The sequence below is a fragment of the Asticcacaulis sp. P4_H10 genome (assembly GCF_056400965.1).
Genome location: NZ_JBFUKH010000001.1, coordinates 234,137 through 248,031, shown reverse-complemented (window position 1 = coordinate 248,031; position 13,895 = coordinate 234,137). Strand labels below are relative to the sequence as shown.

General features: G+C 62.4%; 5 protein-coding genes. 2 read left to right on the top strand and 3 right to left on the bottom strand.

Annotated features, from left to right (window positions below; all coding sequences use genetic code 11):
- Entirely contained in the window at nucleotides 1-2,301 is a 2,301-nt protein-coding gene (locus tag AC1DON_RS01005) for a TonB-dependent receptor (RefSeq protein ID WP_476932866.1), read from the bottom strand.
- 250 nt (nucleotides 2,302-2,551) lie between these two features.
- On the opposite strand from AC1DON_RS01005, the gene ku reads away from it, so the two are divergent.
- Entirely contained in the window at nucleotides 2,552-3,439 is an 888-nt protein-coding gene (ku, locus tag AC1DON_RS01000; RefSeq protein WP_476932865.1) for a non-homologous end joining protein Ku, read from the top strand.
- 3 nt (nucleotides 3,440-3,442) lie between these two features.
- Nucleotides 3,443-6,043 carry a DNA ligase D gene (gene ligD, locus AC1DON_RS00995; protein WP_476932864.1) on the top strand — a complete coding sequence of 867 codons (2,601 nt, stop codon included), beginning with the start codon at nucleotides 3,443-3,445 and terminating at the stop codon, nucleotides 6,041-6,043.
- 9 nt (nucleotides 6,044-6,052) lie between these two features.
- Here ligD and AC1DON_RS00990 read toward each other — a convergent pair whose 3' ends face one another.
- Nucleotides 6,053-8,128: a response regulator gene (locus AC1DON_RS00990; protein WP_476932863.1), complete on the bottom strand. Its 2,076-nt coding sequence runs from the start codon at nucleotides 8,126-8,128 to the stop codon at nucleotides 6,053-6,055.
- Nucleotides 8,129-8,153: 25 nt separating this feature from the next.
- Nucleotides 8,154-13,892: a HAMP domain-containing protein gene (locus AC1DON_RS00985; protein ID WP_476932862.1), complete on the bottom strand. Its 5,739-nt coding sequence runs from the start codon at nucleotides 13,890-13,892 to the stop codon at nucleotides 8,154-8,156.
- Nucleotides 13,893-13,895 lie beyond the last annotated feature (3 nt).

The window sequence follows — 13,895 nt, the reverse complement described above, 5'->3', positions numbered from 1 at the left end:
TTAGAACTTCTTGCGAAGCGACAGGAAGACCTGACGCGGGGCGCCGGTCAGGATGGTCTGCGACGTGCCGGTGGCGTCATTGTTGCTGAAGCCGTTCGAACCGATGGTGGAGATGTGTTCTTCGTCGGTCAGGTTGGTGACGTTGAGTTGCAGCGTCAGGCCCAGGTCGACAAAGCGATAACCGACGGTCAGGTCGGCGATGGTCGTGGCTTCGACCAGGCCGCCGATGTTCTCATAGGTGTAGTAACGCTCGCCGGTGTGGTTGAGCGCCAGCGTGCCGAACAGGGTGTCGTTGTCGTAGCTCAGCTCGGTCTTCAGCAGGTTCTTCGGCGTGTTGACGACCGTCTTGCCCTTGGTGTTCGCCTTGATCGAGCCGTCCGCCGCAACGACGTTGTCGCGGTAGGTCGAGTCGTTGAAGCTGTAGGCCGCGTACAGCGCCCAGGTCGGCGTGAAGCGATAGGTGCCGGCCAGTTCGATGCCGCGGGTTTCGACGCCGCCGACGTTGGACAGGACCGGCGCGTTGCCGACGATGCCCGCGCCTTGCGCCACCGCCAGGATGCGGTTGTCGAAGTCAACGGCATACAGGGCCGCAACGCCCTGGAAGCGGTCGGTGCGCAGGCGCAGGCCGCCTTCCAGCGTCTTCGACTCTTCCGGCTTCAGGTTGGTGCGGACGAAGTCGATGTTCGCCTGCGACTGCGAGCTGAACGGGCCCGAGGTCGCGGCCGAGACGTAGGCGTTCATGTTCTCGCTGTACGAACCGAACAGTTCGTAGCCATTGCCGAAGTCATAGACGGCGCCGATCTGCGGCAGGAAGGTATCTTCCGACTTCAGCTCGGCCGCGATGGTGCCGCCGACGATCTGCTTGACGGTGTTCTCGACGCTCAGCGCCTTGAAGCCGTAGTTGACCTTAAGGGCTTCGCTGACCGTCCAGACGTCCTGGACATAGTATTGCGTCGTCTTGGTTGTGAAGGCGTATTCCCACTGGGTGTAGAACGGGTTTTCCTGGAAGCCCAGGCTGTCGCGGTGCGGGGCGTTGCGCGTTTCACCGTAGAAGCGGCGGGCCTGGTTGAAGTCGTTGTCTTCGACCCACAGGCCGGCCGACAGCTTGTGTGCGCCGAGATCGAAGTCGATGCCACCGACGAAGCCGGTACGGTCGATCTCGTATTCCGTCGTGCGGATCGACACATAGGCGTTGTCGGCCGACGGCGACGCGGCGTTATAGAAGGGCGAGTAGCTGACGCCCGGCGACGGCAGGTACGGCGTGACCCACAGGCCCTGGCCTTCGTTCTGGTGGTTGTAGAGCTTGGCCGAGATGCTGACCGTGTCCGACAGCGGCGTTTCGAACGTCAGGCCCGACAGGGTATCGTCGCGCACGCCGGCGCCGTAGTAGTAGGCATCGTCAACCGTGCCGATACCGGCCGGAAGCGCTGTGCCCTGCTGATAGGCGGCGGCGACCTGGTTGGCCAGAGCCCAGTTCGGCTGGAAGTTGTCCCAGTCGTAGCCCAGGCGGTCGATCATTTCGAACGACAGGTCCTGATAGTCCTGTTCGCGGCGTTCAGAGTGGTTGACGAAGCCTGTCAGCTTGCCTTCGCCGACCGGCAGGACCCACTTGGTGTCGGCCTGGAAGGCCTTCTGGTCGCCGGCGCCCTTCCACTTCTCGGCCTTCTGGTCGACGATCGACACGAAGCCACGCAGACCGTTCAGCGATTCGATCGCGCCGGTTTCGAAGCGGCCGTAGAGGCGGTGCATGCTGTCCGAACCGACAGTCGCGGCCAGTTCGCCGCCCATGACGTCAGCCGGGGTGCGCGACACGAACTTCAGCGTGCCGCCGAGGTTCGAAGCCGTGGCCGAATCGAGCGAACCGGCGCCCTGGGCCATGTCGATGCGCGCGATGTCTTCGTTGATGATGGCGCGCGAAACGTGCAGGCCGTTATAGTTGCCATACGACATGTCGCCCAGCGTCACGCCGTCCAGGGTGAAGCCCAACTGGTTCTGGTTGAAGCCGCGGATCGAGATGCGGGTAGACCATTCGTAGGCGCCGAACGGGTCGGCCGACTGGAAGGTAACGCCCGGCAGCTTGTTCAGGACCTTCAGCGGCGAGGTGCCCGGCGCGACTTCGGTCAGGTCGGTCGCCTTGATCGTCTGGGTCTGGCGGCTCTGGCCACGGCCGAAAACGATGATTTCCGAGGCTTCGGCAGCGGCGGGCGCGGCTTCGGCGGCGACTGTGGTGTCCTGAGCGTAGACCGTGCCCGCATTGAGGAGGGCAAGCGCGGCAACGCCGGAAAGCAGTGCGAATTTCATGATATATCCCCACGGATCGGAGTGATCCATGAGGCAAGCCAGCTAGCCGGACTTCGTGACAATTGGCCCAACCTTTCCTGACGAAGCGATGTCAGTTTCAGCAAGGATTAATGACGTGACTTTTGGGAAACAGGCCTTGCCCCCACGGCATGCGGTCTAACCCCTTCTTTACCTCGCGCTCTTTGTCCGGCGTGGAATCTTTAGCCGCGTAAAGCGCATCCTTAATCTGCCCTTGTCAAAGGAGACGATCATGGCCACGCGCCCCTACTGGACCGGCAATCTGCGCATGTCGCTGGTCTCCTTAAGCGTCAGCATCTATTCGGCGATCAATCGCGCGCGCAGCCTGCCGCTGCATGAGATCGACCGCGATTCCGGCGAACGCATCCGCCACATGAACGTCACTGACGATGGCGAAGAGGTCGATCGCGAGGACATCATCAAGGGCTATGAGGTCGAAAAGGGCCAGTACGTCCTGATCGAGCCCGACGAGATCAAGGATCTCAAGATCCCGTCGAGCAAGACGCTGGATATCAAGCAGTTCGTCGGCATCGACGAGGTCGATGACGTCTATTTCGACAATCCCTATTTTGTCGCGCCATCGAAAAGCGGCGACGAGCAAACCTTCTCGCTGATCCGCGATGCGTTGCGCGCCTCCAAAAAGATGGCGATCGGACAGCTGGCCATTGCCGGCCGCGAGCGGCTGTGCGCCATCAAGGCCCACGGTTCGGGCATGGTGCTAATGACCCTGCGTTACGAAGAGGAGATCCGCGACGAAGATCCGTATTTCGAGGATATCCGCACCGCCACGCACGATACGGAAGAACTGGACCTGGCGCGCGAACTGATCACGCGCAAGACGGCGAAGTTCGATCCGGGCAAGTTCCACGACCACTACCGCGAGGCCTTGAAGGAACTGATCGAGGCCAAGATCGAGAAGCGTGAACCGGTGGCCCTGGAAGAGGATATTCCCACGCCGAAGGTCGTCAACCTGATGGATGCCCTGCGCCGCAGCCTGGCAGAAGAGGCACCGGCCGGCCGCAAGGAGACCGGCAAGACCTCCGAACGAAAGCCACGCACGACGGCGGCCAAAAAGCCAGCGGCCAAGGCGAAATCGGCGCCGCGCAAGAAGGCGGGCTAGGTCATGGCGGATCAGGGCGGCCATCAAAGCGGTTTGGCAAAATACAACGCCAAGCGCGACTTTTCGAAAACGGCCGAGCCCGAAGGCAAGGTCGCGAAAAAGGGCGGATACCGCTACCTGATCCAGAAACACGCCGCCACACGCCTGCATTACGATTTTCGCCTGGAACTCGATGGTGTTCTGAAATCATGGGCCGTGACGCGCGGCCCAAGCTTCAACCCGGCAGACAAGCGGCTGGCGGTCGAGACCGAGGACCATCCCGTGTCCTACGGTGATTTCGAAGGGACCATCCCCAAGGGCGAGTATGGCGGCGGCACGGTCATGCTCTGGGACCAGGGTACTTGGGAGCCCGTCGGCGATCCGCATGAAGGCCTGGAAAAGGGCGACCTAAAGTTCCGTCTGCACGGCGAGCGGCTGAGTGGCGAATGGGTCTTGGCGCGGATGCGCAGCAGACCCGAGGATCGTGGCCGGTCGAACTGGCTGTTGATCAAGCATCGCGACGATGTCTCGAACGAAGATGATGCCGAGGCCTGGCTGGAGACGCAAGGCAAGAGCATTGTCAGCGGCCGGATCATGGACGAGATCGCCAAGGGCGATAAGCAATGGCACGCTGGCCATGCCGAGAAAAAGCCAAAGCCTAAGGCGACAGGCTCAAAAAAAAAGCCCGCATCGCTAAGCCAAAATAGATCAGGACACCTGACCTTTATCGAACCGGAACTGGCGACCCTGGCCGACGCCATGCCGTCAGGGGTCAATTGGGTACATGAACTGAAATTCGACGGCTATCGCGTCCAGGTGCTGATCGATGCGGACGGCGTGAGACTATTGACACGCAAAGGCCTTGACTGGTCGCACCGCTTCGCGCCCCTGCCTCGCCTCTTCGACAGGCTGGATGTATCGTCAGCGATCATCGACGGCGAGATCGTCGCCGCTGAACCCGACGGCAGTCACAGCTTCAGGGCCTTGCAGGCGGTGCTGGGCAAAGAAAAGTCCGACGCCCCACTGCAATACTATGCGTTTGACCTGCTGCATCTGAATGGCGAAGACCTGACTCGGCTGCCGCTGATCGAACGCAAGGCCCGCCTGCAAGCCCTGCTGAAAGACGCTGCTCTCGACGGCCGCATTATCTACAGCGAGCATTTCACCGATCGCAATGATGCCTTCCTTAATCAGATCTGCGGCCTGGGCATGGAAGGCCTGATCTCCAAGCGCGCCGATGCCCCCTATGCGCGCGGACGCGGCAAGGCATGGCTCAAGTCCAAGTGTCACAAGCGCCAGGAAGTCGTCATCGGCGGCTTCACCGAGCCGACGCACGCCCATCGCGGCATCGGCGCGCTCCTGATGGGCTATTACGACAACGGCGAATTTATCTACGCCGGCAAGTGCGGCACAGGTTTCACTGTCGATACCGCGATGGACCTGCGCAAACGCCTCGACCCACTGACGCTCGAAACGTCAAAGACCGGCGCATTTGCCGCTGTACCGCCCGAGGTCCGCCGCGAGGCACGCTACGTCACACCAAAGCTCGTCTGCGAGATTGCATTCACCGAATGGACGCCCGATGGCCGCCTGCGCCACCCTTCATTCCAAGGCCTGCGCGAAGACAAGCCGGCCAAAGAGGTTGGCCGCGACATACCTATTCATACCGAAACTGTTGAGAGAGCACCCGCCGGGAGGCGTATCGTGACCAAAACAAAAACAAAAGGCGCCGATGTCGGCGGCATTACCATCACCCATCCTGAGCGGATAGTTTATCCGGCGGACGATGTCACCAAGCTGGATGTCGCGGAATATTACCACGCCGTGGCCAACCATATCCTGCCACACATCGTCAACCGGCCGATCTCGATGATCCGCTGCCCGGAAGGCATTGGTGACCAGTGCTTCTTCCAGCGCCATCTCGGCCAGGGCCGGATCGACCACGTCCACGACACCGGCATAGAGGTCAATGGCCGCAACCAGGAATATGTCATGATCGACGATATCCGCGGCCTGATCAGCCTGGCGCAATGGGGCGTCATGGAAATTCATCCCTGGGGCTGCAAGGCCTATGAACCCGACCTGCCCGACCGCATGATCTTCGACCTCGATCCCGATCCGGAAGCGACCTGGAAGGACGTTACTGACGGTGCCGCCGAGGTCCGCCAGCGCATGAAGGAGTTCGGGTTGAAGAGCTTTCTCAAGACCACCGGCGGCAAGGGGCTGCACGTGGTGGTGCCGATCAAGCCGAAGTTCCACTGGGACGCCATCAAGGCCTTTACCCGCGCTGTCGCCCAGTCAATGGCGCACGACAGCCCTGACCACTATATCGCCACGGCGTCCAAGTCGGCGCGCAAGGGCAAGATCTTTGTCGACTATCTGCGCAATGACCATACGGCGACGGCGGTGGCCGCCTATTCGCTGCGGGCGCGGCCGGGGGCGCCGGTCGCCATGCCGGTCGAATGGGGCGATCTGGGCGCCGACCTGAAACCCTCCGCGTTCAATATCCGCACGGCAACGGAGGTGTTGAAGGCGCGCAAGCACGACCCTTGGGAGGAGATTTTCAAGCTCCGTCAGACCTTGCCGGCCAAGGTCCTGGAAGCACTGAATATTCCGGCGGAATAGCGGCTACCTCTAAGCCGTCACCGCATCCGGGGCCTGACGCCGGCGCATATCCGCCTTGCCAAGCGCCGCCGTCAGCGTTGCCCAGTCTATCGGCTTGGTCAGGTGCATGTTGAAGCCGGCCTCGAGCGCGCGCTTGCGGTCAACATCGCGGCCATAGCCGGTCAGCGCTACAACATAGGTCTGAGCAATCGACTGATCCTCGCGGATTCTCTGGATGACCTGATAGCCGTCCATTCCGGGCAGGCCGATGTCGCACAGAATCACATCCGGCTGGAATGCACGCGCCTTGCTCAAACCCGTTTCGGCCTCGAAAGCGATGTCGATCTCGTGACCGTCGTGCCCCAGCAGCATGCGCGCGCTTTCGGCCGCATCGACATTGTCCTCTATCAGCAGGATGCGTAAAGGCTCCGCAACTGTAGTCACCGTCGGTGCCGGCGCCACGGTATCTTCCGCCGCTACAGCCATAGGCAAGGTAATGCGGAACTCGGCGCCACGATTGAGCCCCTCACTGCGCGCCTCGACCGAGCCACTGTGCAAAGCAACCAGTCCCTTGACCAGAGCCAGACCAAGCCCCAGCCCCCCGCGCGAACGATCAAGGCCCTGCTCGGCCTGCCGGAAGACGTCGAACACCTGGCCCAGCATGTTGGGCTCGATGCCGATGCCCGTGTCCGACACACTGACCCGCGCGGTCGCGCCATTGCCCTCGACGGACAGCGTAATGACGCCGTTGGCGTGGCTGAACTTGTTGGCATTGTGCAGCAGGTTGCCGACAACCTGCAAAAGCCGCGTCGGATCGCCTTCGACCCAGACCGGCGTATCGGGCGTATGGACCTTCAGCGCGACGCCGCTGGCATCCGTCAGGCTCTTGTAATCGGCGGCCGTCTGGCGAACGATCTGGTTGAGGTCGCAGCGTTCGGTCCGAAGCAGTATCTTGCCGTGCGCCAGGCGCGTGGCGTCCAGCAGGTCGTCGATCAACCGGCCCATATGCTTGACCTGGCGGTCCATGGTGTCGCGGATAGCCACGCCGCGCGGATCACCCGGCGGCAACATCTTCTGCAACTGAAGACAGTTGACGATCGGCCCCAGCGGATTGCGCAGTTCGTGCGCCAGCATGCCTAAGAACTCATCCTTACGGCGGTCGGCCTCGCGTATGCGTTCCATCAGCATGACGTTTTCCAGCGCGACGCCGGCGCGATGGGCAACGTCGCTGGCCAACGGGCTGATCTCGGTCTGCGGCGTGCGGGATCCTAAAACCAATACGCCCTGCGTCTCGCCCTGGACGGTCAGGGGCAGAATCTGACCGAAGGCCAGCTTGCCACCGACGATGTCGCTGAACAGCAACGGCCGGTTCTCAGATATCGCGCGGTTGACCGACGGCTCCAGCCGGTCGAGGACCGGCGGGCTGGCGGTCATGCGGCCGTCGCTCTCGGCCCATTCGATGCGGTCGGGCTGGCCTTCGCGCTTGAACCAGACCAAAGCCGCATCGGCCAGGTGCGGCACGGGCAGCCGGACCAGGGCGCGCATGAAGTCACCCCGGCTCTGCGACCGCGACAGGCCTTCGGAGACACGCGCCAGGAAGGCAAAGTTGTGCGCAGCCTCTTCGGCAGCCTTGCGGCGCGCACGCTCCTCGGCCTGCATGGCCGACTGCCGGCGCATCTGCGACAGCTCGATAAACACCCGCACCTTGGCGATCAGCACCTCCGGGATGACCGGCGTCGGCATGAAGTCGACGGCGCCCGAGGCATAGCCCTGTATGATGTTCACTTCGTCGTTGAAGGCGGTCAGGAAGATGATCGGCGTCGATGCCGACTTGCGCCGCTTGCGAATCAGGTTCGCCGTCTCGAATCCGTTCATGGTCGGCATGTTGACGTCGAGCAGGATGACGGCGAAGTCGTGCTTGAGCACCAGCTTCAGCGCTTCCTCGCCGGAAGACGCCGTGACCATGGTCTGGCCCAGTTCTTCCAGGATGGACTTGTAGACCATCAGGTTGGCCGGCCGGTCGTCGACCAGCAGGATGTGCTCGCGCAAGGCTTCGCCGTCCTCTAGAGAGGCGTCGTTCGCCGCGGGGACCTTGGGTTTCCTCATACTGTTATGCTGTTCCAATGGGCGCCTAACGATGCAGCCAGGCGCGCAGGACCTTGATCATCTGTTCGGAGTCGACGGGCTTGGACAGGTAGTCCCATGCCCCGGCCTCGATGCACTTCTCGCGGTCGCCCTTCATGGCCTTGGCGGTGACGGCGACGATCGGAAGATTCTTGAGGTGCGACACCTTGCGGATTTCCTGAATGGTTTCCATCCCATCCATTTCGGGCATCATGATGTCCATCAGCACGATATCGATGTCCGGATCGTCCAGCAGGATGTTGATCGCGTCGCGGCCATTGTCTGCCGAGACGATATCCATCTCGTGCTCTTCCAGCACGCTGGTCAAAGCGAAGATGTTGCGGGCGTCGTCGTCGACGATCAACACCTTCTTGCCGACCAGCAAGGCGTCGGAGTCATGCAGGCCGCTTAAAGCCGCCTGTGCCTCGCCCGGCAGGCTGTCAACCCGGCGGTGCAGGTGCAGGGTCAGGACGTCGAGCAAACGATCGGCCGATTGCACTGTCGAGACCGGATAAAGAGCTGACAAACGCTTGAGCGCGTTTTCATCGACACCCGGATCGCCGAACAGGATAACCGGCATGCGACCGGTGATCGTGTCCGCCGCCTCGCCCTGCTCCAGCAGGTCGCTGACGACTTCGGGCGCGGCGCCCGACAGGAGAATGCTGTCCACCGGGCTCTTGCGCATGCGCTTCAAGGCGGCGGCGCCATTGGCGACCGGCAGGACCTCGATGCCGTCCATCTTGAGCGGCTGAACGATCTGGTCGCGGCGCGTGGGGTCGGGCTCGACGACAATGACGCTACGTGAGCGGCGGTTGATGTAGGCCTTCAGCGACTGCATTAGCTGATCGACCACCTCATGGTTCTGGATCGGCTTGGCGACGAAGGTCAGCGCACCTGACGTCAGGGCCCGGTCGCGCGATTCATCCGTCGAGATGATGCAGATCGGGATATGGCGGGTCGCCATATCAGCCTTGAGGCGTTCCATGACGCGCCAGCCCTGCATGTCCGGCAGGTGGATGTCGAGCAGGATACAGTCGGGCGAATGGTCGTGCGTCATCGCCAGCGCCGAAGCGCCCAGCGAGGTGACCAGTCCCTTGAAGCCACGCGCCCGCGCGGCATCGAGCAGGAAGCGGGCAAAGCCGAGATCGTTCTCGACGATCAGCATGATCGAGTCACCCGGCTGGATGAAGGACCGGTCGTCACCGACCTCGTTGACTGTTGGCGCCGGCTCTTCGGCCGTAATCGCGGCCAGGTCCGTTTCCGGCATGGGCATGCGGGCGACCGCTGGTGCGTCAAGGCGCATCATGGCCTCGGACAGGCCCTTGCGCGGACGCTGGGCATAAACCGCCGGCAGGTAGAGGACGAAGGTCGAGCCACGTCCCGGCACCGATTGCAGCTTGATCTCGCCGCCCAGCAAACGCGCCAGTTCGCGCGAGATGGCCAGGCCCAGGCCCGTGCCGCCGTACTTGCGTGAGGTTGAGCCGTCGGCCTGCTGGAAGGCCTCGAAGATGATCATCTGCTTGTCGGCGGCGATGCCGATGCCGGTGTCGGTAACTGAGAAGGCCAGGACTTCCGGCGCGCGGTTCAGGTCTTCATTGTCATACGACCAGCCATTGATGACCGGCTCGACCGACAGGGTGACCTTGCCGTGGTGGGTGAACTTGAAGGCGTTCGACAGCAGGTTCTTGATGATCTGCTGCAGGCGCTTGGCGTCGGTATGGATCGACTTGGGCAGGCGCGGGTCGAAGCCGACCTGGAAGTCGATGCTCTTGGACTCCGCCATGTGGTTGAAGGTGCGCTTGACGTAACCATTGAGATCGTCGAGGCGCAGTTCGCCGGATTCCACCACCACCGTGCCCGACTCGATCTTCGACAGGTCGAGAATGTCGTTGATGAGCATCAGCAGGTCGGTGCCGGAAGCGTGGATCGTCTTGGCCGAGTCCGTCTGCTTGGGCGTCAGGTTGCCTTCCGGGTTCTTGGTCAACTGGTCCGACAGGATGAGCAGCGAGTTCAGCGGCGTGCGCAGTTCGTGCGACATGTTGGCCAGGAATTCCGACTTGTACTTCGACGTCAGGGCCAGCTGCTTGGCCTTGTCTTCCAGTTCCTGGCGGGCCTGTTCGACTTCGGAGTTCTTGCGCTCGACCTCGTGGTTCTGCTGGGCCAGCAGGCGAGCCTTTTCCTGGAGCGCTTCGTTGGTCTGCTGCAGTTCTTCCTGGCGGGTTTGGAGCTGTTGCGCCAGCGACTGCGACTGGGTCAGCAGGTCTTCGGTCCGCATGTTGGCGTCGATCGTGTTCAGAACGATACCGATCGATTCCGTCAGCTGGTCGAGCAGCGCCTGGTGCGACGGGTTGAAGCCTTCGAACGAGGCCAGTTCGAGCACGCCCCGCGCCTCGCCTTCGAAGATCAGCGGCAGAACCATGACCGCGCGTGCCGGCGCCGAACCGAGCCCCGACGAAATCTCGACCATATAGTCGCCCGGCAGGTCGTTGAGCAGGAACTTGCGCTTTTCGACGGCGCATTGCCCCAGCACACCCTCGCCCAGAGCGATCTGCTTGCCGAGGTCGTTGGTGCCTTTCGAGGCAAAGCTGGCCAGCAGGGTCAGCTTGGAGTTCGGCCCGCGCTTGTCCATGACGTAGAATTCGGCCTGCTGGGCGCCGACCACCGGACAGAGTTCCGACAGCACCATACGGCCGACATTGGTCAGGTCGCGCTGGCCCTGCAGCATGCGCGAGAACTTGGCGAGGTTGGTCTTCAGCCAGTCCTGTTCGGTATTCTTCTGCGTCGTGTCACGCAGGTTCCGGATCATCTCGTTGATATTGTCTTTCAACACCGCGACTTCGCCCTGCGCATCGACGGTGATCGACCGCGTCAGGTCGCCCTTGGTCACGGCCGTGGCCACGTCGGCGATGGCGCGCACCTGGGTCGTCAGGTTGGCGGCCAGCTGGTTCACGTTCTCGGTCAGGCCCTTCCATGTACCAGACGCGCCCGGCACCTTGGCCTGGCCGCCCAGCTGACCTTCGACGCCCACTTCGCGCGCCACGGTCGTCACCTGGTCGGCGAACGTCGCCAGCGTATCGATCATCGAGTTGATGGTGTCGGCCAGTTCGGCGATTTCCCCCTTGGCTTCCACGGTCAATTTCCGCTTGAGCTCACCGTTGGCGACCGAGGTCACGACCTTGGCGATGCCGCGCACCTGGGAGGTCAGATTGTCGGCCATCATGTTCACCGAGTCGGTCAGATCCTTCCACGTCCCCGACACGCCCTCCACCTTGGCCTGGCCACCCAGCTTACCTTCGGTGCCGACTTCGCGCGCCACCCGCGTCACTTCCGAGGCAAATGAACGAAGTTGGTCCACCATGGTGTTGACAGTGTTTTTCAGTTCGAGGATTTCGCCCTTCACGTCCACGGTGATCTTTTTCGACAGGTCACCGGCGGCCACGGCCTTGGTGACGTCGGCGATGTTGCGCACCTGTCCCGTCAGGTTACCGGCCATGGAATTCACCGAGTCGGTCAGGTCCTTCCAGGTGCCCGCCACGCCCTGCACGTCGGCCTGGCCGCCCAGCTTGCCTTCGGTACCGACTTCGCGCGCCACCCGCGTCACTTCCGACGCAAACGACGACAGCTGATCGACCATGGTGTTGATCGTGTCTTTCAGTTCGAGAATTTCGCCCTTCACGTCCACGGTAATCTTGCGCTTCAGCTCACCATTGGCGATGGCGGTCGTCACGTCGGCGATGTTCCGCACCTGGGCCGTCAGGTTAGACGCCATCGAATTCACCGAGTCGGTGAGGTCCTTCCACGTGCCAGACACGCCTTCCACCTTGGCCTGGCCGCCCAGCTTGCCTTCGGTACCGACTTCCCGCGCCACCCGCGTCACTTCCGACGCGAAGGCGTTTAGCTGGTCAACCATGGCGTTGATGGTGTCTTTCAGTTCGAGGATTTCGCCCTTAACGTCGACGGTGATTTTCTTCGACAAGTCGCCCGCGGCCACGGCCTTGGTCACGTCGGCGATGTTCCGCACCTGTCCGGTCAGGTTGCCGGCCATCATGTTCACCGAGTCGGTCAAATCCTTCCATGTCCCGGCGACACCCTTCACCTCGGCCTGGCCGCCCAGCTTGCCTTCGGTACCGACTTCGCGCGCCACCCGCGTCACTTCCGACGCGAAGGACGACAGCTGGTCCACCATGGTGTTGACCGTGTTTTTCAGTTCGAGAATTTCGCCCTTAACGTCCACGGTAATTTTCTTGGACAGGTCGCCTGCGGCCACGGCCTTGGTGACGTCGGCAATGTTACGCACTTGGCCCGTCAGGTTACCGGCCATCGAGTTCACCGAGTCGGTCAGATCCTTCCACGTCCCGGCGACGCCCTTAACGTCGGCCTGGCCGCCCAGCTTGCCTTCGGTACCGACTTCGCGCGCCACCCGCGTCACTTCGGCGGCGAACGAGTTGAGCTGGTCCACCATGGCGTTGACCGTGTCCTTCAGCTCAAGGATTTCACCCTTGACGTCCACGGTGATCTTCTTCGACAGGTCGCCGTTGGCCACGGCGGTCGTCACGTCGGCGATGTTCCGCACCTGGCCGGTCAGGTTGCCGGCCATCATGTTCACCGAGTCGGTCAAATCCTTCCACGTGCCGGCAACGCCGCGCACCTCGGCCTGGCCTCCCAGCTTGCCCTCGGTACCGACTTCGCGCGCCACCCGCGTCACTTCGGCGGCGAACGAGTTGAGCTGGTCCACCATGGCGTTGACCGTGTCTTTCAGCTCAAGGATTTCGCCCTTCACGTCCACGGTAATCTTGCGCGACAGGTCGCCGTTGGCCACGGCCGTCGTCACCTGGGCGATGTTCCGCACCTGGGAGGTCAGGTTACCGGCCATCGAGTTCACGGAATCCGTCAAATCCTTCCACGTCCCCGACACGCCTTCCACCTTGGCCTGGCCACCCAGCTTGCCTTCGGTACCCACTTCACGCGCCACCCGCGTCACTTCCGACGCGAAGGAGCGCAGCTGGTCCACCATGGTATTGATAGTGTTTTTCAGTTCGAGGATTTCGCCCTTCACGTCGACGGTGATTTTCTTGGACAGGTCGCCGTTGGCCACGGCGGTCGTCACTTCGGCAATGTTCCGCACCTGGGAGGTCAGGTTGCCGGCCATTGAGTTCACCGAGTCGGTCAGGTCCTTCCACGTCCCCGACACGCCTTCGACCTTGGCCTGGCCGCCCAGCTTGCCTTCGGTACCCACTTCACGCGCAACTCGCGTCACTTCAGCGGCGAACGAACCCAGCTGATCCACCATGGTGTTGATCGTCTTGGCGGTGCGCAGGAATTCGCCCTGCAGCGGCCGGTCGTCGATCTTCAGCGCCATGGTCTTGGACAGGTCGCCCTGTGCCACGGCGCCGATGACGCGCGCGGTTTCCGTCGTCGGGTGCACCAGGTCGTCGATCAGGTCGTTCACCGACTCGACCGAATCCTGCCAGAAGCCAGAGACGTGGCCGAGATTGAGGCGCTGGCTGAGCCGGCCTTCCTTACCGACGGATTTCGACAGCCGCCCCAGTTCCGACGCCATGCGTTCATTCATCTCGACGACTTCGTTGAAGGCGTCGGCGACCTTGCCGGCGATCCCGGTCCAGTCGGCAGGCAGGCGGACATCGGACTGGCCCTTGCGCAGGGCGTTCAAAGCGTGGAGGAGCGCGTTGAGTTCGCCTCCTGCACTGACGGGCTCATCAGCAACCTCGAAGGCGGCATCCAACATGTG

Bases quoted from the DNA above. Each gene is read 5' to 3' on its own strand.
- AC1DON_RS01005 (WP_476932866.1), bottom strand. From the start codon at position 2,301: ATGAAATTCGCACTGCTTTCCGGCGTTGCCGCGCTTGCCCTCCTCAAT.
- ku (WP_476932865.1), top strand. From the start codon at position 2,552: ATGGCCACGCGCCCCTACTGGACCGGCAATCTGCGCATGTCGCTGGTC.
- ligD (WP_476932864.1), top strand. From the start codon at position 3,443: ATGGCGGATCAGGGCGGCCATCAAAGCGGTTTGGCAAAATACAACGCC.
- AC1DON_RS00990 (WP_476932863.1), bottom strand. From the start codon at position 8,128: ATGAGGAAACCCAAGGTCCCCGCGGCGAACGACGCCTCTCTAGAGGAC.
- AC1DON_RS00985 (WP_476932862.1), bottom strand. From the start codon at position 13,892: ATGTTGGATGCCGCCTTCGAGGTTGCTGATGAGCCCGTCAGTGCAGGA.